The organism is Porphyromonas uenonis 60-3, from assembly GCF_000174775.1.
Classification (GTDB): Bacteria; Bacteroidota; Bacteroidia; order Bacteroidales; family Porphyromonadaceae; genus Porphyromonas; species Porphyromonas uenonis_A.
Genome location: NZ_ACLR01000208.1, coordinates 1 through 21,665, shown reverse-complemented (window position 1 = coordinate 21,665; position 21,665 = coordinate 1). Strand labels below are relative to the sequence as shown.

General features: G+C 53.0%; 17 protein-coding genes. 5 read left to right on the top strand and 12 right to left on the bottom strand.

The features are described 5' to 3' along the window. From PORUE0001_RS10650 to PORUE0001_RS08145, 5 genes are all read left to right on the top strand, one after another. Window positions 1-692: InlB B-repeat-containing protein (locus PORUE0001_RS10650; protein ID WP_007365966.1), on the top strand; the 692-nt coding region annotated here is incomplete at its 5' end. Between the two features lie 658 nt (window positions 693-1,350). Beyond that, window positions 1,351-1,674, top strand: a complete 324-nt coding sequence (locus PORUE0001_RS08160) for a hypothetical protein (protein WP_007365971.1) — start codon at window positions 1,351-1,353, stop codon at window positions 1,672-1,674. Further along, complete coding sequence (locus tag PORUE0001_RS08155) at window positions 1,674-2,009, top strand: cell division protein ZapA (RefSeq protein WP_039865816.1); 336 nt, start codon at window positions 1,674-1,676, stop codon at window positions 2,007-2,009. The genes PORUE0001_RS08160 and PORUE0001_RS08155 overlap by 1 nt, the downstream gene beginning before the upstream one ends. A gap of 178 nt (window positions 2,010-2,187) precedes the next feature. Beyond that, window positions 2,188-3,822 carry a ribonuclease Y gene (gene rny / locus PORUE0001_RS08150; RefSeq protein ID WP_007365967.1) on the top strand — a complete coding sequence of 545 codons (1,635 nt, stop codon included), beginning with the start codon at window positions 2,188-2,190 and terminating at the stop codon, window positions 3,820-3,822. Between the two features lie 95 nt (window positions 3,823-3,917). Next, window positions 3,918-5,003 carry an LptF/LptG family permease gene (locus PORUE0001_RS08145; protein ID WP_007365974.1) on the top strand — a complete coding sequence of 362 codons (1,086 nt, stop codon included), beginning with the start codon at window positions 3,918-3,920 and terminating at the stop codon, window positions 5,001-5,003. A 7-nt stretch (window positions 5,004-5,010) separates the two neighbouring features. On the opposite strand, the gene PORUE0001_RS08140 is transcribed toward PORUE0001_RS08145, so the two are convergent. The 12 genes from PORUE0001_RS08140 to PORUE0001_RS08095 all read right to left on the bottom strand — a co-directional run. Beyond that, window positions 5,011-6,465, bottom strand: coding sequence for a TrkH family potassium uptake protein (locus PORUE0001_RS08140; RefSeq protein WP_007365962.1), 1,455 nt, complete (start codon window positions 6,463-6,465; stop codon window positions 5,011-5,013). Window positions 6,466-6,529: 64 nt separating this feature from the next. Beyond that, window positions 6,530-7,873: a Trk system potassium transporter TrkA gene (gene trkA, locus PORUE0001_RS08135; RefSeq protein ID WP_007365977.1), complete on the bottom strand. Its 1,344-nt coding sequence runs from the start codon at window positions 7,871-7,873 to the stop codon at window positions 6,530-6,532. Beyond that, window positions 7,864-9,765, bottom strand: coding sequence for a 1-deoxy-D-xylulose-5-phosphate synthase (gene dxs / locus PORUE0001_RS08130; RefSeq protein ID WP_007365970.1), 1,902 nt, complete (start codon window positions 9,763-9,765; stop codon window positions 7,864-7,866). Before dxs ends, trkA begins: the two co-directional genes overlap by 10 nt. Before the next feature lie 276 nt (window positions 9,766-10,041). Further along, window positions 10,042-10,206: a DUF362 domain-containing protein gene (locus PORUE0001_RS10175; RefSeq protein WP_007365969.1), complete on the bottom strand. Its 165-nt coding sequence runs from the start codon at window positions 10,204-10,206 to the stop codon at window positions 10,042-10,044. Window positions 10,207-10,429: 223 nt separating this feature from the next. Continuing rightward, the gene (miaB, locus tag PORUE0001_RS08125; RefSeq protein WP_007365973.1) at window positions 10,430-11,788 is read right to left on the bottom strand and encodes a tRNA (N6-isopentenyl adenosine(37)-C2)-methylthiotransferase MiaB; all 1,359 of its coding nucleotides are present in this window, start codon (window positions 11,786-11,788) and stop codon (window positions 10,430-10,432) included. A 46-nt stretch (window positions 11,789-11,834) separates the two neighbouring features. Continuing rightward, window positions 11,835-12,986 (bottom strand): M20 aminoacylase family protein, encoded by a 1,152-nt coding sequence (locus tag PORUE0001_RS08120; protein ID WP_007365965.1) that lies wholly within the window; start codon window positions 12,984-12,986, stop codon window positions 11,835-11,837. Then, window positions 12,983-13,291: an MFS transporter gene (locus PORUE0001_RS08115; protein ID WP_007365963.1), complete on the bottom strand. Its 309-nt coding sequence runs from the start codon at window positions 13,289-13,291 to the stop codon at window positions 12,983-12,985. The genes PORUE0001_RS08120 and PORUE0001_RS08115 overlap by 4 nt, the downstream gene beginning before the upstream one ends. A 114-nt stretch (window positions 13,292-13,405) precedes the next feature. Further along, entirely contained in the window at window positions 13,406-14,653 is a 1,248-nt protein-coding gene (locus tag PORUE0001_RS08110; protein WP_007365961.1) for an MFS transporter, read from the bottom strand. A 126-nt stretch (window positions 14,654-14,779) separates the two neighbouring features. Continuing rightward, a complete protein-coding gene (locus tag PORUE0001_RS10170) occupies window positions 14,780-14,938 on the bottom strand; it encodes a FeoB-associated Cys-rich membrane protein (protein ID WP_007365968.1) in 159 nt (52 codons plus the stop codon). Window positions 14,939-15,016: 78 nt separating this feature from the next. Next, on the bottom strand, window positions 15,017-19,663 hold the full coding sequence (locus PORUE0001_RS08105) for a hypothetical protein (protein ID WP_157750205.1): 4,647 nt from the start codon (window positions 19,661-19,663) through the stop codon (window positions 15,017-15,019). A gap of 43 nt (window positions 19,664-19,706) precedes the next feature. Then, a complete protein-coding gene (locus tag PORUE0001_RS08100) occupies window positions 19,707-20,927 on the bottom strand; it encodes a hypothetical protein (RefSeq protein ID WP_007365964.1) in 1,221 nt (406 codons plus the stop codon). A gap of 33 nt (window positions 20,928-20,960) precedes the next feature. Continuing rightward, on the bottom strand, window positions 20,961-21,665 hold a 705-nt coding region (locus PORUE0001_RS08095), incomplete at its 5' end, for a FimB/Mfa2 family fimbrial subunit (RefSeq protein WP_007365976.1).

Sequence of the window (21,665 nt, the reverse complement as noted above, 5' to 3'; positions counted from 1 at the left end):
ACTTCGCAGTCTCTCTAACGAAGGAGGGCGAGGGTACAATCACTGCGACAGGTGCCAGCAACCTCAACTCTGTCGCTTACGGCACAGAGTTGACGATTGTTGCTACGCCAGCCGAGGGTTACGAACTAACAGCTCTCACGGCCAACGGAACGGATATCCTCGCTACGAAGAAGGTCGTTGTCGAGGGCAACCTGACCGTCAAGGCGACCTTCACGAAGAAGACGTTTGCAGTGACGCTGACGAGCAACGAGCATGGAGATATCACAATCGTTGAGCCAGTTAATCTGGAGGCGGTGTCTTATGGTACGACTCTAACGGTGAAGGCTACGGGTAAGAATGCGCAGTGTGAGCTGACAGCTCTGACGGCCAACGGGAAGGATATCCTCGCTACAAAGAGCTTTGTGGTTACAGATGTGACGGAGGTTAAGGCGACGTTTGTGGATCACACAGGCGTGGAGACGACCGTCACGCAGCAGGTGCAGCTCTACCCGAACCCAGCGACTGACTATGTCATCGTGGAGGGTGTAGCTCCTGCCAGCGAGGTGACGCTCCACAGCATGACTGGCGACAGGCTCTATGCGGGTCGTGCGGATAGCCGAGGCGTGCTGCAGATTGACCTGACACCCTATGCGGACGGGGTTTACCTGGTCTGCGTAGCGGGCGAGACTTACCGAGTGGTGGTAAAACGATAGAATCAAAAAAGGGGCGAACGACGGTTCGCCCCTTTTTTGATTAGAGATTAGAGGGGAGAGATTAGAGGTTAGAAGTTAGAAGGGACGAGTAACGGTTGTAGGGACGCACGGTCAGTGTCTAGTGGGAGCGCGTCCGTCCCCGAACCAGCCGACGAGTAACGGTTGTAGGGACGCACGATCTGTGCGTCCGTTCCCATTAAAACGGGACGTGTAACCCACTGTCGTTAATACAACGGACACCGTAACCTTTGACACAACGGACGCTCGACCGAGCGTCCCTACAACCGTTACTCGTCTCTCTAATTAGCTGTCGTGTCGCTCTTCTCTAGGGGCTGTTGAGACGCTTGTGGTTCTCAGACCGATGCTGGGAGCACTAGGGGGCTGGAGCGATGGGCGCTTGTATTACCTTTGCACTGTCGATGTACTAGACATATACAAAGTAACAGCGTCAGGGTTTTAACGGGAACGGACGCACGACCGTGCGTCCCTACACGGGGCTACACGTCTTGTTGTACTACAACGGACGCACAGATCGTGCGTCCCTACGAATCGTTACCCGTCAAAATCGCTGCTCGTGGGATTTGCGGAGTCTAGGGGTTGACACATTTTGGGAGATGAGCCATTTTTTCAGTATCTTTGCAGTGTACATGTTGACGAAATGACGCACGACGAGCAACTACAGGTGGACGCACTCTACCAGAACGCTATGCGACTCCTCGAGCAGCGTGACTCGCTACGACAAGAGGTGGAGACGCAACGTCTAGAGATAGCAGATCTCAAGGGACGGCTCGGTGAACTGTGTGACGAACTGGAGGAGCTGAAGAGTCGCAACCGACAACTCCTGATGGCGCGCGCCCTAATCGTCAGTGGTGCAGATATGGGTATCGCTAAGGAGCGAATGACCCAGATGATCAAACGAATGGACCAAAGCATAGCTCTCCTAGAGCTACAGCATAGTATAGATACAACTCAGCCTCACTAATGGCACGGATGGAGCAAGAGGGCGACAAAACCCTGGAGGATCGTCGGGACGAGATGCAGAGTATCACGCTACTTGTCGACGGTATCGCTATCCCCATTGATGTGCCGCGTAGCGAGGAGCCTTACTATCGTCGTGCACAGCATACGATATCGGCTCTCGTCAAGAAGTATCGTACAGCTTACCCACAGCCAGCAGAGAGCGATGAACAGCTTCACTGGCTTATGGCGGCTGTAGATATTGCCGTACAGTGTGAGGTGCTCAAGGAGAGCCAGGACAAGACTGAGCTCCTGAATCGTCTCTCTGAGGTAAACAATCTACTAGAGCGAAAGCTGTAGACGAGGCGTGTGCGGGGTATTGGGCCCCCACCTTTTTCCTCAGAAGGACTGGGATAAATAGCTAAGATCGATCGTTTGACCACTGGGACACCTCTCAGTAGGGCGACGCTGTATCTCTACCGATCATGTCAGAGACATTGTGACAGATTAGATATACACACTTTAGGCAGAACGATTTATGCAGATTAGCACATACCTACTGATTCTATTCATATTGTTAGCTCTGGTCGTAGGCGGAGGGGTCGTATGGCTCGCTGTGATGCGACTCTACAAGCAACGAGCGGAGCGCATTGTCAAGGAGGCTGAGGAGCGCGCAGAGCGGGTTGTCTTCGAGGCTCATAAGACAAAAAAGAAGGAACTACGAGAGTCGGAGGAGATCCTGGAGAAAGCTAAGCAGGATGCCGAGATACTGAAGCAACAAAAGGTGATTGAGGCTAAGGAGTACGCACTGCAGCTCAAGAGTGAGCTGGAGGAGCGCTTGGCCGATCGTACGGCACAGGTGCAGAGCCGAGAGACTACCTTACAGCAACTCGAGCAGACGCTTACAGCACGTACTAAGCAACTTGAGGATGCCTCGACAGAGCTCGAGCGTGAGCGCAAGCAGATGACCCAGCAGGAGCAACTGGTCGCTCAGAAGCAAGAGGAGCTAACCCAAGCGATCCGCACACAGCAAGCTAAGCTGGAGGAGATAGGCGGTCTGTCGGCTGCACAAGCGAAGGAGCAGCTCATCGAGTCCTTGCGTCTAGAGGCTCGTGATCAGGCGGCGGCTTACACGGCTGAGGTGATCGAGGAGGCTAAGATGAATGCTTCGCAAGAGGCCCGGCGACTGATCGTGGCGACGATACAGCGTATCGCTACTGAGACGGCTGTGGAGAACTCTGTTTCAGTCTTTCACATAGACAATGACGAGGTCAAGGGACGCATCATCGGCCGTGAGGGACGTAACATTCGTGCTCTAGAGGCAGCCACGGGCGTGGAGATCATCGTAGACGATACGCCAGAGGCTATCGTGCTCTCAGCCTTTGACCCTGTGCGTCGTGAGATAGCTCGCCTAGCGCTACATCAGTTGGTACAGGACGGACGTATCCACCCGGCTCGCATTGAGGAGGTGGTAGATCGTGTCAGCAAGCAGATCGAGGAGGAGATCATCGAGACGGGCAAGCGGACGATCATTGACCTCGGCATACACGGTATGCACCCTGAGCTGGTGCGTCTGGTGGGCAAGATGAAGTATCGCTCCTCGTATGGGCAGAACCTCTTGCAACATGCTCGTGAGACGGCCAATCTCTGTGCTACGATGGCATCTGAGCTGGGACTCAATGCTAAGAAGGCGCGTCGTGCAGGTCTCCTACACGACATCGGCAAGGTGTCTGACGAGGAGCCCGAGCTACCACACGCTATACTGGGTATGAAGCTCTGCGAGAAGTACAAGGAGAAGCCCGACATCTGCAACGCTGTCGGTGCTCACCATGAAGAGATAGAGATGGAGTCGCTCATAGCGCCTATCGTCCAGATATGTGACTCCATAAGTGGTGCTAGACCAGGGGCTCGTCATGAGATCGTCGAGGCGTACATCAAGCGTCTCAAGGACCTCGAGCAGCTGGCGCTCTCTTACCCAGGTGTGGTCAAGACCTATGCGATCCAAGCGGGCCGTGAGCTACGTGTCATCGTCGGTGCAGACGAGATAGACGATCAGGCTACGGAGACGCTCTCGGCAGATATAGCTCACAAGATACAGACTGAGATGACTTACCCAGGACAGGTCAAGATCACGGTCATCCGTGAGACACGTGCTGTGAGCTATGCTAAGTAATCGGCTAGCAGATCCATTCCTAAGCACAAGCCCTCGGCAGGGTCTCCTCCCGAGGGCGCAAGCTGTGATGTAAAGCTTAACATTTCGAGAGACAGATGCGTCGCAAGCTAATCTCCACGGTAGATAGGTACATCTTTATCCAGTTTCTGGCTACCTACTTCTTTTCCATTGTCCTGATCCTGGCAGTGGCGATAGCCTTTGACGTGACCGAAAAGCTGGACAGGCTCCTACAGCCTGACGTCCCGCTACGAGCTATCATATGGGACTACTACGCTAACTTCGTCCCTTACTATGCGAATCTCTTTAGTCCGCTCTTTGTCTTCATAGCGGTCATCTACGTCACCTCTCGCTTAGCAGAGAATAGTGAGATCATCGCCATCCTGAGCTGTGGCATGAGCTTTCGTAGGCTCCTCAAGCCGTACATGCTGGGTGCTGCTGTGATTGCGATATTGACCTTCCTCTTGAGTAGCTTCGTCATACCGCCAGGCAATCGTGTCAGAATTGACTTCCAGAATAGGTATATCAAGGACAAGCGCATCACCTACGCCAATGCGATCCAGATGCAGGTGGCGCCAGAGACCTTTATGTTTATGTCCTATTACAATGATGAGAGCAAGGTCGGGTACACCTTCTCAATGGATCGCTTTGAGGGCAAGGATCTCAAGAGTCGTGTGATGGCGAACAGTATTATCTACGACACGCTCTACAACTGGCAACTACAGGACTACACGATCACATACTTCGGCGAGCGACAAGACACGCTCTTTAGAGGGAATCAGCTTGATACGATCATCCCGATTACGCCAAGGGACTTCCTTGTCACGGAGGGTGATGTCGAGATGCTCACCACACCTGAGCTATACCACTCGATCCAGCAGCAACGCATGAGAGGTGCAGCTACACAGCTCTACGCTATCGAGCTGCACAAACGCATAGCGATGATCCCCGCCTCGTTTATCTTAACGCTCATGGGTGTCTCGCTCTCGGCTCGTAAGCGCAAGGGTGGCATGGGGCTGGCTCTTGCTGTGGGGCTTTCGCTCAGCTTTATCTATATCCTCTTCATGACGGTCACCGCTTCCTTTGCAGTGACGGGAGCAATGGCACCAGTGGTCGCTGCGTGGTTGCCGAACTTGGTTTACCTCGGTATCTCCTTCGTACTCTACCGTCTAGCGCCTCGTTAGATAGAGTCTAGCGACGCCAGAAGGCGGGAGCGAAGAGACTCAGCACGGTGAAGAGCTCGAGACGCCCAGCCAGCATGAGGAAGCTCAGCACGATGAGGTCAAAGGGAGAGGCACTCGAGAAGTTGAAGACGTAGTCTCCGAAGGCGGGGCCCACATTGCCGATGGCCGATACGGAGGCTGTGCTGGCAGAGATGAAGTCATTACCAGTGAAGGTGAGACAGAAGGTGCCTAGGAAGATGAGCGCGATGTAACCAAAGAAGAAGCCCATCACCTTGTAGACCGCTTCGTCGGGGACGCTCTTGCCGTTGATTCGCAGCGGAGCCACGAGGCTCGGAGAGACGCGGTGAGCGATCTCCTTGGGGAGTGTCTTGGACATGATAACGAAGCGAATCACCTTGAGACCTCCCGCCGTGGATCCCGCGCAGCCACAGATGAGCATGACGAAGATGCCGCACAGCATGAAGAAGGGTCCCCAGCTAGTGTAGTCCGCATAGAGATATCCCGTGGTAGAGATGAGTGAGACGATCTGAAAGAAGGAGTCACGCAGTGCTTTCCCCAGGTGAGGCTGTATGCTGTTGAGGACAAGGTGCAGGGTCACGAGAGAGGCTGTGACGAAGATGATGCCGAGGAACCAGCGGGTCTGCTCGTCTCGGAAAAGTTGCTTGATCTGCCCCTTGAAGGCAAAGTAGATGAGCGTCATGTTTAGACTGCCGATCACCATAAAGAGCATCAGGATCGTCTCGAAGTAAGGACTATTGATCGCCTCAAAGGGTTGATCATAGATGGAGAATCCTCCCGTCGAAATGCAGGTCATGGCAACGCAAGAGGCATCAAACCAAGGTATCGGAGTGAGTCGTAGCAAGACGATCAGCACTAGCGTCAGTAGGGTATAGACAGCCGAGAGACGTATGGCGACTTCCTTGATACGTGGCATAAAGCGGTCGTGATCCACGCCCGTCACCTCGGCTTGGTAGAGGAGACCAATGTCTTTTCCCAGCACGGGGCTCAGTGCGAGGGAGAAGACGACGATGCCGATGCCTCCCTGCCACTGTATGATGGAGCGCCAGAAGAGGATCCCCTTGGGGAGGTGCTCCACGGAGGTAAAGGTCGAGGCGCCCGTAGTGGTAAAGCCTGAGACCGACTCAAAGAGCGCATTGCTAAAGCGGGGTAGGTACCCTCCCACGAGGAAGGGTAGCATCCCAATCAGTGCCACGACCAGCCAAGTGACCGCCACGGCTAGCATAGCCTCACGACGACCGAGCTTGTCGCTATACTTGAGTCGTCCGAACCAGAGGCAGCCGAGCCCGACTAGCAGAGCACAGCCTAGCGTAATCAGGAGAGGAGCCACAGCGTGATCCTGCATGATGAGAGAGACCACAATGCAGATGAGCAAAAAGAGACACTCGATGAGGCACATGGCTCCCACGATGCTCCCCACGAAGGGTAGGTTGATACGTCTCATGCGCTTGCTTTCGTCAGATAGATTTTGGGTGGATCAGAAAAAGGGCTTCGCTAGATGTGGCGCTTTAGTCAAAGAGCTTAGAGAGTTGTTCCATAGGCGTATTGGTACAGAAGACCACGACGCTGTCGTAGGGCTGGATCTCCATATTACCGTCGATCAGCATCGGCACTCCGTTGCGTACTAGACCGCCGAGGGTGATGCCCTGCGGTATGTCTAGCTCCTTGACAGGGCGCTCAGTGATGGTCGAGCCACTCTTAGCCTGTAGCTCCGCCACATCCGTGTGAGCGATGGTGAGCGACTTGATAGACTTCGTGTCGGAGCCGAGGAGCGCATGGAAGATGTTGCCCGCAGCAATCACCTTTTTATTGATGATCGTGCCGATGTCCAGTTTCTCGGCTAGGGGAATGTAGTCAATGTTCTCCTCTTTCGCAATCGTCTTCGCCACTTGAAAACGCTTGGCTGCGAGGCAGGCGAGGATGTTCGTCTCCGAGTTCTCCGTCAGAGCGACGAAGATGCTCTCCTCGTCCAGTCCGATCTCGGATATGAGGTTGAGATCACGACCATCGCCGTCGTAGAGCTTGACATTGGAGGGTATCTCGTCCTCGATCTCCTTGATACGCTCTAGGTCTCGCTCGATAAGGTGAAAGTCAATATTGCTCGGAGCCTTTGAAACGGTGCGAAGCGCAATGAGACTTCCGCCGAGGATGACCACACGCTTGACAGGTCGCTGGTCCTTGTCGCAGTACTGACGGACGAGGTCGATGTCTTTGTTGAGACAGGTGAAGAAGACTACGTCGCCGTGCTCTATGATCGTCTGACCATCAGGTATGAGTGTCTCTTCGCCACGCTTGATAGAGACCACGTGAAAGGCTTTGTCACCCAATTCCTTGGTCCAGCTCAGCGGACGCCCCACGAGGATGCTCCCTTGGCGCACCTTGACACCCACGAGGACGAAAGCCCCGTTGAGCAGCTCCACATAGACTCTCGCCCAGGGGTGCTTAAAGCTGTTAGCAATCTCCTCAGCGGCCAGCTCCTCAGGGTAGATGAGCTGGTCCACGCCTAAGCTCCCGAAGAAGCGGCGGTAATGATCCGCCAGATAGCGGTGGTTGTTGATACGAGCGATGGTTCGCTTGGCTCCAAGCTGCGCAGCGAGCATGCAGGCCAGTAGATTCTCCGCCTCACCTGGCATCACGCTGACGAAGAGATCGCAGTCGTGCACCTCCGTTAGCTGCAGGTCCTCCAGCTTTGTCGGATCACCTACGATCGTGTAAGCGTCAAACTTGCGCTGTACACGACGTAGCAACTCCTTGTCTGAGTCGATGAGTGTCGTGGACTGCTGCTCCTCTCCCGACAACCTATAGGCTAAGTGAGTGCCCACTTCGCCCGCTCCAGCAATAACTATTCGCATAGCTCAGCTTTGATTCTATTATATATTGTGTCTGCATCAATGCCACAGTAGCGTTGTTGCTCAGCGACGGTGCCTTGCTCGATAAAAGCGTCGGGCAGGCCAAACTGTATGAGTTTCCCACGGAAGCCCTGACGCTGAGCTAGGGCTGCAATCCGCTCGCCCACGGCTCCGATGATCGTCCCCTCCTCCAGCGTGGCAATGCTGTCGTAACGCTCTAGAGCCGTCGTGATCAGCTCTTCGTCTAGGGGCTTAGCAAAGATCAGGTCGTAGTGTGCCACCTCGATACCCTCAGCGAGTAACCGCTCTCGCACCTCCTCGGCGGTCACACCGATGGTGCCTATGGAGAGCAATGCGATGCGTCCGCCCTCATGTAGCACACGTCCCTTGCCTATCGGAAGGAGCTCCGCGGTACAGCGCCAGTCCACCAGCGAACCCTCGCCACGTGGGTAGCGGATTGCCATCGGACCCTCCTGTCCCTCGTAAGCCGTGCGCATCAGGTGGCGCAGGTAGTGCTCATTCATCGGAGCCGCAACCGTCATATTTGGGACCGTGCAGAGGTAAGCTAGGTCAAAGGCTCCCTGATGCGTCGCTCCATCCTGACCGACTAAGCCAGCACGGTCGATGCAGAGAACTACGTGGTAGCTTGGTAGAGCGACATCATGGATGATCTGGTCATAAGCGCGCTGTAAGAAGGAGGAGTAAATAACGCAAAACGGAATCATCCCCTCACGCGCCATCCCTGCGCTAAAGGTCACTGCGTGCGCCTCCGCAATCCCCACATCGTAGCTTCGCTCGGGGAAGGCTCGCATCATCACATTCAGCGAACTGCCTGACGGCATGGCGGGTGTGATCCCTACGATGCGCTTGTCCTCAGCCGCCAGCTCAGTGACGGTCTCTCCGAAGACCTCTTGAAACTTCGGTGGATGTGCTCCTCGCTTGCTCTTGATACGCTCTCCCGTCTTCACATCAAAGCAACCAGGCGCATGCCATACGGTCGCATTCTCCTCGGCGGGCTTGTAGCCCTTACCTTTGATCGTCCTGAGGTGTAGTATCTTCGGACCTCGCATTGGGAGAATGCGTCGGAGCGTCTCCACGAGATGCTCTATGTCATGACCATCTACTGGACCAAAGTAACGAATCCCCAAGCCGTCGAAGAAGGAGGAGTGATTTTGCGTCAGGAGCGACTTGACACTATTGTTGATCCGCTGAATGTTTTTCTTGCGACGATCATTTATCAGATTCATCTGTCGCAGACCACGGTAGAGGTCGTAGCGGATCGTATTGTATGCGTGACTGGTGTTGAGATCGACGAGGTATTTGTTTAGTCCACCCACATTAGCATCGATGGACATGTTGTTGTCGTTGACCACGATGAGCAGATCGTTGGGGTAGGAGCTCACATTGTTTAGTCCCTCGAAGGCGAGTCCGCCCGTCATCGATCCATCGCCAATGACCGCCACGACGTGACGCTCCTCTTGCTTGAGCTTGGCAGCAATCGCCATGCCCAGCGCAGCCGAGATCGAGTTCGAGGCGTGCCCTGCGGGGAAAGTGTCGTACTCGCTTTCGCTAGGGAGCGGAAAGCCCGAGAGCCCGCCCCACTGTCGTAGAGACTCAAAGCGATCGCGCCTTCCTGTCAAGATCTTGTGCCCATAAGCTTGATGCCCCACGTCCCAGACGATACGATCGTAAGGGGTGCGACAGACGTAATGGAGCGCTACCGTGAGCTCCACCGCACCTAGACTAGATCCTAGGTGACCTGGTACGTGCGAGAGCACCTCCAGCTCATAGCGACGAAGCTCCTGACACAGCTGAGGAAGCTGCGAGAGAGAGAGCTGACGTAACTGCTGAGGCGTATCAATATGCGATAGGATAGGGTAGTCGCTAGCGTTCATGATGTCGTGTGTCTATATATGAAGGGTGGCTCCTCTGCAAGGGTCGCTGCTAATTCATATAGCTGACTACCATCAGATGCCTACTCTTCTTATCTTATGCAAAGATACTAATATGCGCCAACACATCAAACGGAGCGTCCCCCACCTAGTGTACATAGACACTAGCTGGGGGACGCCTTTTTTCTGTAGTTAAGTGTGTAGCGACCGTGTGCGATGGCTACACGCTAGAGGGTGTGGAGGTAGCGAAGCCCTAGGGGCGACACCTCCGTGTGTGTCTTAACCCTCGATAGCGCCTGATGGGCAAGCTGCAGCGCATGCGCCACAATCGATGCAAGTATCAGCGTCGATAGAGTAGATATCGCCCTCAGAGATTGCGCCTACGGGGCACTCATCGATGCAAGTGCCACAAGCTACACAGCTGTCAGTGATTACGTGTGCCATAATTCTATTGGTTTTAAGTTGAGTATTAAGATTATCTATGATGTTACCACAGCTTTGGGATACGAAATGGGGTATCTCTCATGCTTTGGTAGTGCAAAGATACAACAAACTTCTGAGAATACCTACTTCTAGGTATTGGAATGCTGTTTTTTTCTTCGTAAGGAGCAGATGTAGGTGACGATATAGCTCGCTGATACCTGCTTATTGTGATAGGACTCTAGGGCTATTCCTGGGATTTCACCTCGCTACCGATCATCGTTGCCGAGGTGACACGCTCTACACGTACAGTGACCAGCTTGCCGATCTGATTATTGCCCTTGGGGAAGACGATTACTTTGTTTTGTTGGGTGCGACCGAAGAAGTCATCGTGTGAGCGCTTGCTGTAACCCTCAATGAGTACCTCAAAGCTCTTGCCCACGTCACGCTCGTTGCTCTCGAGGCTCAGCTCGTTTTGCAGAGCTATCATACGATTCAGGCGCTCTACCTTGACCTCCTCAGGCACATCGTCGACGAGATGATGCGAGGCGTAGGTGCCAGGACGCTCAGAGTACTTAAACATGAAGGCGCTGTCCAGCCGTGCCAGCCTCATCACCTCGAGCGTCTCCTGAAAGTCCTCCTCCGTCTCGCCCGAGAAGCCGCAAAAGACGTCGGTACTCAGCCCGCAGTCTGGCATATAGTCACGGATGCGCTCCACACGCTCTAGGTACCACTCACGCGTATAGCGACGACGCATGCGCTCTAGGATACGATTGCTACCACTCTGCAGAGGGAAGTGGATATGACTACAGATATTATGGTAACGGCTCATCACCTCGAGCGTCTCGTCCTTCATATCTTTGGGGTGTGGCGAGGTAAAGCGAATGCGCATCGTCGGCACCGCCTCAGCGACGCTTCGTAGCAGATCGGCGAAAGTGTAGCTAGCGCCTGTCTCAGTATGCCAGCAGTAGGAGTTGACATTTTGCCCTAAGAGGGTCACCTCACGGTAGCCCTCCTGCGCCATGCGCTGCACCTCACGAATGATGCTCTCGGGGTCACGGCTACGCTCACGACCTCGTGTGTAGGGGACGATGCAGTAGGTGCAGAAGTTGTCGCATCCACGCATGATCGATACGAAGCCACTGATGTGCAACCCTGGTAGTCGTATGGGGATCACATCGCTGTAGGTCTCACTCTTGGAGAGCTCAATGCTAATAGCAGGCTCGCCCGCCTCGGCTGCCGCTATCAGGTGAGGAAGGTCCGTATAAGCGTCTGGACCTGCCACCAGATCCACTCCATGATTCTGTATGAGGGTCTCCTGCACACGCTCTGCCATGCAGCCGAGTACACCAACGATCTGCGGATGACCCGAGCGTCTGCGCTGACCGTTGAGATTGTCCAGACGACGCACGATACGTAGCTCCGCATTGTCCCGCACCGAGCAGGTATTGATGAGGACAGCGTCCGCCTCATCGATCTGATCGGTGAGCTGGTAGCCCGCCAGTTGCATCTGTGCAGCTATGATCTCGCTGTCAGCTACATTCATCTGACAGCCGTAGGTCTCGATGTAGACCCGCTTGCTTTCTTGCTCTACTCTCTCGGTCATAATAAGCGCAAAGGTACGAAATTAGCACGTAGAGCCTTGCACTCCACTAGCGGAGATAGTCCTCGGCTAAGGCGACCCAGTAGGAAGCTCCGATCGGGAGCAGTTGCTTGTTGAAGATAAACTTAGGGTTGTGCACCATCGGGGTTTCGCCATTACCTATCATTAGGTAGCAGCCCCGCTGCTTCTGTAGCATGAAGGCAAAGTCCTCGCTACTCATATAGCGTGCGCTGGGGTAGACAACTTGCTTCTCGCCAAAGGTCTTGCGAGCCACCTCGGCAGCATAGCGTGTCTCCTCCTCGCTATTGATTAGGACAGCTCCAGGCTGCCCCTCAGTAATCTCATAGGCACAGCCATAGCTCTCGGCTTGGTGCTGCGTGATGGTGCGGATCCGCTCCAGTACCTGGACGCGTGTCTTAGGCTCCATATTGCGAATAGAGAGCCTGAGGGTAGCACTGTCGGGGATCGTATTTCCCGTATCCCCAGCGAGGAAGGCACCGATAGTCACTACGCTGTGATGCCAGGGGGAGACATTGCGTGAGACGATGCTTTGCAGAGCTAAGACGAGCGAAGCTCCTGCGACGACGGGGTCGATGCTAAGCTCAGGCATAGAGCCATGAGAGCCGCGTCCCATGAGCTTGATCTCCCAGTTATCCACGGCAGACATCATCTCGCCAGAGCAGAAATGTAGCGTGCCGAGGGGTAGACTGGGCAGATTGTGCATCGCATAGACAGCGTCTACGGGAAAGCGCTCGAAGAGCCCATCGGCGACCATCGCTGCGCCACCCTGCATGGTCTCTTCGCCAGGCTGGAAGATGAGCGTGAGCTTGCCATTGAAGTGACCGCTCTCGACCAATTGCTTGGCAGCGCCGAGGAGCATCGTCGTATGTCCATCGTGTCCGCAGAGGTGTGCGTGCCCCGGGATGCGACTGCGGTAGGGTAGGTCGTTTTCCTCCTGTATGGCTAGTGCGTCAAACTCCGCGCGGATCCCCAGAGAGCGCGTCCCCTCGCCACGCTGCATCGTAGCCACGATACCGAGCTTGCCGATACCCTCCGTCACTTCATAGCCAAAGTCGCGTAGCCTCTCGGCGATGATGCGGGAGGTGTCGTACTCTTGCATAGCTGTCTCAGGAGCTTGGTGAAAGCTCTCGAACCACTGCTCCATATCTCGGCAGATGGCTTCGCTTATCTTAGATTTCATAGTCGTGTGTGTCTATATATAAGTAGAGCTCCCAGGATGGCTGCGTAGAAGCCCCAGCGAATGAGCTTGACACGTCCGAAGCGATCCGCCAAGCCTCCGAAGACCACGATAAAGAGTCCACTCACCAGCGAGGTGACCGACACGGCAAAGCTGAGCGTCGAGATGGAGAGTCCCAGCTCCTTATTCATATCCACATGGATATTGAGGAGCGTCATGGCAAAGAGCCAGAAGGAGAGCAAGCCAAAGATAAATCCGAAGAGAACTCGGTCGTTGCCTTGGTAGGGTGTAGGGGGAGTCTGTTGCATACTATAATAGGAGAAAGCGCATTAGCTCGCCTTCTGATGGCTAAAGTACGCTTTTTCCTTGTTTTCTCCAATCATCGCTGCGTAGACAAATTCCGCCCAACGGGGGAGACGTGACTAGTTGCTGAGGCGCTCCCTCCGGATCCGCTTGTAGAGGACGACGTATAGAGCGATCGCTACACCCTCAGAGCCGATCGTCATAGCGATGATGATCGGCTGTTGCTCTAGGTCGTAGAGCCACCCCATGAGGAAGGAGCCGAAGAGTAACGACAGACCGTAGATCGTGTTAAAGATGCCGAACCCTATGCCACGCTTGCCGAATGGTGTGATGTCGGCAATGGCAGACCTCATGACCGTCTCGTGCGCGCCCAGCACGACCCCCATCAGTGCCATGCCAGCCCAAAGCATCCCCACAGAGTGAGACAGGGTCAGCAGTGGCACAAAGGCTGTCAAGACTGGAACAATGAGCAGGATCAGCACGCCACCCGTCTTGTGTCCCAGCTGGCGCTTCAGGCGATCGTACCCCTTTCCGATGAAGATCGCGACGAGGGCATCCACCGCCATAGCGACAGCGTAGAGGATCGGCACCATCCCATCAGAGACGATCTGCTGCGTCTTAAGATGATAGCCTATCAAGCTGAAGTTGATCAGTCCGAAGGCAACGAAAAAGGTAAATGCCGAGTAGATCCAGAAGATCGGTTGTAGGCGAGGAGGCTTCTGGGAGGTGTCTACCTGCGGGGTGAGTGCCTCTCGTACGAACTTACGATGCACCAAGACGAGGACCACCATCAAGATGATAAAGGGGATGACTAGTAGCTGGTAGCCTAACTGAAAGACCTCTAGGCCGCTACTCCCCACGAAGTAGAAGAGTGCCGTAAAGATGAGAGGTCCCAAGAATGCGCCCAACTGATCCAGGGCCTCCTGAATGCCGAAGGCGTACCCCAGACCGATCTGATTCTCTGCGACGGCTGAGAGGATCGTGTCTTTAGCTGGGCTGCGTAAAGCTTTGCCTATTCGCTCGAGGAGGATAAAGGAGTAGAGCCACCCCCACGAGGTGGTCAAGCCCATCAACGGAATCACCAGATGCACCCCATAGCCCACAAAGAGGAAGAGCCAGTAGCGCTTGCTCTTGTCCAGCCAGGCACCTGAGAGCAGGCGCAGCGCATATCCTAGGAATTCACCCAGCCCGAAGACTAGCCCCACCTGTGTCGCCGAGAGCCCTACCAAGCTGAGGTACTGCCCGTTGACACTGCGAGCGGACTCATGCACGAGATCTCCCAGCATGCTGATTACCCCAAAGAGGAGTACGATCGTCAGCGCAGGAGAGCTACCCCGCAAACCTATCTTTCTTCGTTGCTTAGTCACTGCTTATACTACTAGTGCTCAGTCTAGTAGTTGACCTGCTAGGCTGTCTGATTACATCGCGAGGTCAAAGTTACGACTATAATCCTACACCTTCCACCTTGACAGCACTATTTGTAGCACTCTCTGCTAGTCTCTCGACTTCGCTCTCGGCTTGTGATCGCAGGCAGAGCAACCGGCACAGCCTGAGGCTTCTCGCGGTCGGCGTATCAGTCGCCACACGCTACGGACGATGTAGAGTAGCGCGACAAGCAGTATGAGGAGCACGACGATGGTCTGTAGATCCATAGACTTTTCTAGCTCTATAACTGCTATTGGAGCGTAATGAAATCGATTGAGGCTGGCACCTACTGAGGTCTCAGTCGGCTAGAACTGGACTTTACGGATATCCATAAATCCATTCTCTAGATAGACCTTAACCACCATAGAGCGCGGCAACTCACGTAGTGAGATCGCATGCTCGAGGGTCTGCGCATTGGCCTTTGAGGCATAGCGGTAGACTTGCTGCCCTGAGAGATCGTACACCTCGATGAGCGCGATAGGCTGATTGGCCTGGACTATACAGCTCTCCTCGACCGCGTGGATAGAGATCTCTGGCGTGACAACTGCATGAGCAGGCTCCTCTACAACCGTGGGTACGCCATAGCGCTTGAGCTGCAAGGTGAAGCGAGGATCGGCGACGCCCAGCTCGTGCACGAAGCGGTACTGAGGCTGACGCAAGAGGTCTTGCTCGCGACCACTCTTGCGGTCGGTCAGTGTCATATACTCGTAGAGACTCCTATCCATGTCACTGAAGTCTAGCACCATCTCAGATGCGTAACTAGCGCGTACACCGACATCTAGTCGCCCGGTCTCTCTCTTGGGGTAGAGAACCATCTCACCCTCACCGCAGTCTGCGTCGACAACGTACACAAGAGGAGACTCACTATACTCATTATTGCCTAGTGCTGGGACATTGTCGCCCTCGGCATCCCACATGACATAGGCTGAGGCTAGTGGCGCATCGCCACCATGTCCCATCTGTAAGTGTATAGGCAGCGTGGTACTCTTGTGAGGCATCTCTGCACTCTGCACTGAGACTAGATCTCCACCACCAAGACTCCACGAAGCGAGTAGTACGGACTTGTCTCCTGAAGTGGGGAAGCGTAGCTGTGATGAGCTACCAGACTTGCTGCGTAGTAGGACGGCCTGCAGTGGAGCTATCGCCTTACCGCGGGTTGAAGCGATAGAAGCCTCGAGGCTATAGACCTGCCACTGATTATCCTCAAATACGTAGTAGTAAGGATAGATGACATCCTTATTGAACTTCCAAAGCTTGTCAAAGTCTATTGGCGTCATAAAGGGATTACCTACCATAAAGTAAGATCCAGCAGCAACGCCACTGATTGGCAACGCATATCCCTGCAGCGTCACGCCACCATCCGTAATCGTGGCGATCTGGCTAGATGTAGGCTTCGCCGCATTGTAGCGCTCATATACGAAGCGGTAAGGATAGACTCCTTTGCCTCGATTGGCCCGCTCTGTATAGGCTAGTGGAGCAAGCGTCTCCTCATTGTAATATCGGAAGGTGCTAACCCCCGCAGTCGCATCGTAGCTGTGCAGCGGATAAGCGGCAGCATGACTAGCGTCTGCGAAGAAGGGGACGCGTATGATACCATTGATCTGATTCAGATACTTATGATCGTCATAGCCCTTACGTCCAGACTCCCAGCCAGCCACCTTGAGTGCGAATCCATGGTAATATGCTGTGGGCGCAAAGGTCTGCGTCATAGTATCGAAGGGACGTGTAAAAGCTACATCCGTAGCACTATTAGGACTCTGTGATGCGACAAAGTAACGCTGATAGGTCTTCGGGTAGCCTGCTAGAGAGAAGTCTCCTGAGACCATATTATTTAGCGGGGTAGCTACCATGTACCAGCGATCACGATCTAGGAGCTTGCTATCGGCAGTCGTATGACCGGTTTGTTGATGCGCTACGACAGTGCCTCCATTACTCATCTTACCAAAGTTGTAATCGACGAAAGCTCGCTCATAAGTAAGTAGCTGGGGACTACCTAGCTGCGCTCCATAGTGGAAGTAGATATTACCACATACTGGATCACCAAAGACATCTCTATCAGTACCCTGTGCTGACAGGTCTGGGTAACCCTTGTCTACCTGTGCTGGGATATGAACGTCTGTACAGGAGGTAGGGACAGCCTGAATGAGCTTGCCATCAGCTTGAGACCAGTTGTTAGGATTGTTCCAGTTCTGATCCTCAGCCTCTTGTCTCCACCACAGCTCGCGAGGAGAGACAGAGATCTCGGTGGTAAGAGTGATTTTAGTCTCAGCCCCATCACACTTGACCGCAGACACCGAGACTGTATACGTACCAGTATGCTCTAGCTCAGCCTGATCTATGACGAGCTTACGGCCAGTCCTCTGCTCACCATTAGGCAAGGTCCACGTGTAAACTTTATCGCCGAAGTTGATGACCTCTAACTGTATCCGATCGCCAACGCAGAACTTACGCTGCTGCTCTTTAGAGCGTATGGCTGATGGCGATGCCAGAGAGTATATGGCGATAACCTCTTCTGAGGTGTTGTCACACTGCTGATCGGTAATCTTAACGCGGTAACTTGATGGGACAGGATTCTCGGCAGTACCCTTGAGCTCTTGGGTGATTCCCGCAGTCTTATCCACGTTGTTAAACGTATACTTCAGCTCTCCGGTCTCAGTATCGTAGATCTCGATGGTCGCATTTCCTACGCAGTTTACTGGGACGATATGCAACAAGCCCGAAGTGCCAAACGGACAGCTATAACCGATATAGGAGTCTCGATCATACGTCAGAGGAGGATTTTCTAGCGACAGCTGTGTTGTTGGTAGACAGGGCAATGAGTTATAAGATTTCTCATCATAGTGCAATTTGATATCTACCCTTCCATCCGTAGCAGGGAAGTCTATATAAATCGACTTCGGATCAGCTATATCTTTGTAGGAAGAGGTAAACATCTTGTCGTCACGCCACTCAGGATAATCATCTGAAATATTGGATCTAAGATCATTGTATGAGACCCCTTTTGGGAGGTTTGTGATCCTAAAGTAAGGCTGCACAGAAACCCCATCGCGAGTAAGTATGCCCTCCGATCCACCTGCAAATGGATAGATACGTACACGACCACACTCCACTTTGACAGTGCGTGGTGCAAAGCGACTTATATCTCCAGCATAGCGTGGTGCTTTATTTGAGCTTATAGTCAGTTTAAGATTATGCTTAGCACCACAAGGATCGGTAAGCTCAAAGCGGTACTCACCTACAGATATATAGCAATAGATTATACTATTTATCTTCGCTTTGGGCGAGAATGGATAAATAGACGCACCATTCATGTTTTCAGGTATTGTGTACTCCTCCCCCACGGCTAGGGCTCCCTCTTCTGGCGTAAAATCTGCTGGTGCTGACACGAATCGTATTTTATATCCAGCAAACGAAGTAGTAGCAGTAATAGGAGGAGTAGAAATTCTCTTTATGTAGGGTAAATACTTCTTTATTCCCGTACAATAATCGTTACTAGTATTAGAGATGTCAAAGCCATATGACCATGTTATGGCCTCTATTGTTTCGGCTTTCTTCTGTCCATTGCCAGCGATCGTAGTCAGTGTGTAGTTCTCGCTATACTTTAGCGGTTTAGGAAAATCGGTATAGTAAGAAACATCTTTGGTCAGTGTGATCTCCTGCGTATCATTAGGATCTGTCTTAGAGACTACACGAACGGTGATGGGAAGACATAAGAGTACATCATGATCATTACGAGGTCTTACTTGAAGTACATAAGTAGGACTACAAGGGTCTGAATTGTTTCTCTCATAATCAACGTCAAGCGAATTCCAGTCATAATTAGTTGCAGAATATCCTCTAGGTAGTTCCTCTGAAGAGCCCTTGACACGAATGAATGCTAGAGGATGATATAAACTAGATTGTTGTCCCATCATCTTATAGGTCACTCCATCGGGAAGCTTATAGTAAATACCTTCTTTGTCAGAGCCATAATTAGTTGAACCAAAAGGTGCTGTCTTTTGAAACTCATGATACACTCTCGGCTTACTAGCATTCCAATCAGACCAAGTCTGCCAAGCATACTCATAGTAACGTGCCAAGGTGTCTTTATGATCAAAATAAGGCCTTAAGTCAGGCTCATTCGTATCACTCTTCGTACTCACATAGTTAAGTCTCAACCATCCGCACTGACGCATACGCATATCGGATGTCATAGTGAGCCATTTCTTGAATGGCATATTATAATGACTTATGTTGGCGTTTGGGATGTCTCTACGAACGTTCGTCATCTCAAGCGTCTGAACAGGAGCGACTCCACAAGCGTCAGAGACCTTGAGACGATACTGGCCTGCGGGCACCTCGTAGAGGAAGAGCTCCTTACCCTTCTCCAAGGAGAACTCCTTCTTCCCTTTATAAGCTGTCGGCGCCACTTCGATCGTGAGCGTATAGGGGCCATTGCCATCCAGCACCGTGACGGAGAGGATGCCTGTAGGAACGGGCGCACTACTACCCTTGGGGCGATAGTTGTTGAGAGACTTACGCACCTCACGAACCTTGACGGTTGGATTCTTGTAAGTGGAGGTGATAGTAATCGTTTTAGGCGGCAAATCTATCTTAAGGCCTGTCTCCTGGACCTCGATCCGTACGAGAGCCGTATAGGTGCCTGGGTAGAGGTTCGCGACAACATTGTTTGCAACATAGCCCTGAGGTGTCGTAACCGAGGTCCCCTTAGAATTGAGGAGATCGTAGTAAGCTTTGTAAGTATAGTTGGTAGGAGCCCCAGGGACTTTGCTTACCTTTATCTCGACCTGACCATTTTGTACGCAGGTAGACGGAGTCGAGACCACCGTAACGGAAAAGTCGGAGGCACTCTGCGCAAAGATGGAGAGCGTACCCAAGAGGAGCATCAGCCAGACTAGACTAAAGCGTCTAGCTACGGCACTAAGCGTGATATGTGGTGAAAGGGTATTCATAATCATAATACAAGCAAACATAGGTGTTAGAGATATGGGCGACTTAGAACTGCCTGCCCATTATATTGACCTGAATCTGGTAGAAGCGATTGCGGTAGACGCACCAGTCGGGTCGATCAGTCAACCCAGCCAGCACCGTCTCGTAGTCGGTAGAAGCAGGTGTGCCGTTTTGAATGGGGTAGATCTTGCTCAGCTTATCGTCGGAGCCTGCCACCTGATAGGTGATCTTGATGGCGGGTCTCTGCGCCTCTGCGAGTTGTGAAGAGGCTAGATACTCGGGTAGATAGAGCGTGATCTTGTAGTCGCCCATATAGATGCCTCCGATAGAGGGGCCTGTCATAGTAGGTGGAACGATATATGCTGGATTGGGGTCTTTACTGAAGCTAAACTGATAAGGAGGCAGTGTACCCACCGTCGCTATGTCAGTCAGCCGATTGCTCGGGAAGAGCGTGTAGCTCTTCGGCATATTGAGGATCTCGATAAGGAGCTTCGAACCATCTTTGTAGCCGTACGGGAGTACCCAAGAGTAGTTGTACTGAGGGTTGCTGGCTGTGGAGCCTGGCTTAGTACGGATAGCTACGATCCCCTTAAGTGTTAGCTCCACTTTGGCTAGGGAGCGCATCAGCTCGGCCGGAGCTCTATTTGTGGCGGTAAGATTGGGGCGTTGAACTTCATTGAACTTAGTCAGATCAATAATATAGGGAGAGCTCTGAGTGCCCGCTCCTTGCAGAGACTCCGAGATGAGCACCCCTTTATACAGTGCCGTCATCATAATCGAAGCCCCGACACCAGTCATCTCCTCTTCGGAGACAATGTTGGAAGCTTTTACCGTCTTCATCTCTTCGAGCTGACTCCGCAGTATCACCTCCTGATTGTCAAGGAATGCCAGGTCAGAGCCCTTCTGTCCTGAAGCAGACTCATTGGCGATGAAGTAGAAGTCATACTTCTGTAGCTTGCTAAGCTTGAAGATAATGCGCTTGTTCTCTCGTTGCTGGTTGGTCGCTAGGAGATTGATAACCGAGGCATTCTCACCCTCAGGGAAGACGATCATACGCAGCTCCTGGAGCTTGTTATCTAGCTCCTCCGTCGAGTTCCCTCTGAGACCGTTGGCGTGCAGGGCATGAAGTAAGTCAAACTGAATTGATACATAACCAGTCTCATCCTCCTCAAGACTATTGTAGTCCCGCACGCAACTGGTGCTGGTGAGGAGCGCCCCCAAAATGAGGAGGAGCGTATATATGTTGGTATGTCGTAGTCTATTCATAGTGATGTGACAGCGTTGATTAGGGGGAAATGCTTAAAGTTCTATCTCGTAGGAGTGTACCCTCCAGCCATCGACAAAGATATCGACAGCGTAGTGCGTGTTGTCGGGAAGCGTCTTGAGACGTATCTTAACGTCGTACTCAAACTGGCACTCGGGGCGGTAGTCTGGCTTCTTAGCGAGCAGCTTCTTGAGATCGTAGGTAAAGATCTTAGCACCCGTATCGGAGCGCACGAGGCTCAGCTGAGGAAGGGTCTTAGGATCATCTAGTCGTAGCGTGCTGAGACGGGTGCTGCGCGTCGTACCCTCGTTGGGTAGTGGCGCCTGATAGATGACATGCTTGGTGGGATTGGTCAGCTGACCCATAAAGTTGTAGGCAGCGTTATTGTCCTCGATCTCTATATGGAGCGGATAGATGACCTTGCTGGGTAGCTCAGTAAGGGATATATCAAAGTCGTTGCTGTAGCGCGTCAGGTTTGGCGCAACGGGGACTCTAATCGTGCTACCTCCAGGAGGCATAGGACACTCAATGGTGTCTGTAGCAAAGTATAGAGGCTCAGGCAGTAGACCCTCGTGTCTATCTTGCTCGTTGAGCCGGAGTGCCAGTCGGCAGTCGGGGTGCTTATTGCCCGAGGCTGGTGCTAGGTCACTCATAGTATAGTGCTGGGGGGTAGCTCCTACCCAAATAGTGTATCGATAGGTCTCGCCGCACTCGTTTGGTACGGGGATCTCTATCCTAGA

Coding starts and splice junctions, on each gene's coding strand:
- PORUE0001_RS08160 (WP_007365971.1), top strand. CDS start 1,351: ATGACGCACGACGAGCAACTACAGGTGGACGCACTCTACCAGAACGCT.
- PORUE0001_RS08155 (WP_039865816.1), top strand. CDS start 1,674: ATGGCACGGATGGAGCAAGAGGGCGACAAAACCCTGGAGGATCGTCGG.
- rny (WP_007365967.1), top strand. CDS start 2,188: ATGCAGATTAGCACATACCTACTGATTCTATTCATATTGTTAGCTCTG.
- PORUE0001_RS08145 (WP_007365974.1), top strand. CDS start 3,918: ATGCGTCGCAAGCTAATCTCCACGGTAGATAGGTACATCTTTATCCAG.
- PORUE0001_RS08140 (WP_007365962.1), bottom strand. CDS start 6,465: ATGAGACGTATCAACCTACCCTTCGTGGGGAGCATCGTGGGAGCCATG.
- trkA (WP_007365977.1), bottom strand. CDS start 7,873: ATGCGAATAGTTATTGCTGGAGCGGGCGAAGTGGGCACTCACTTAGCC.
- dxs (WP_007365970.1), bottom strand. CDS start 9,765: ATGAACGCTAGCGACTACCCTATCCTATCGCATATTGATACGCCTCAG.
- PORUE0001_RS10175 (WP_007365969.1), bottom strand. CDS start 10,206: ATGGCACACGTAATCACTGACAGCTGTGTAGCTTGTGGCACTTGCATC.
- miaB (WP_007365973.1), bottom strand. CDS start 11,788: ATGACCGAGAGAGTAGAGCAAGAAAGCAAGCGGGTCTACATCGAGACC.
- PORUE0001_RS08120 (WP_007365965.1), bottom strand. CDS start 12,986: ATGAAATCTAAGATAAGCGAAGCCATCTGCCGAGATATGGAGCAGTGG.
- PORUE0001_RS08115 (WP_007365963.1), bottom strand. CDS start 13,291: ATGCAACAGACTCCCCCTACACCCTACCAAGGCAACGACCGAGTTCTC.
- PORUE0001_RS10170 (WP_007365968.1), bottom strand. CDS start 14,938: ATGGATCTACAGACCATCGTCGTGCTCCTCATACTGCTTGTCGCGCTA.
- PORUE0001_RS08105 (WP_157750205.1), bottom strand. CDS start 19,663: ATGAATACCCTTTCACCACATATCACGCTTAGTGCCGTAGCTAGACGC.
- PORUE0001_RS08100 (WP_007365964.1), bottom strand. CDS start 20,927: ATGAATAGACTACGACATACCAACATATATACGCTCCTCCTCATTTTG.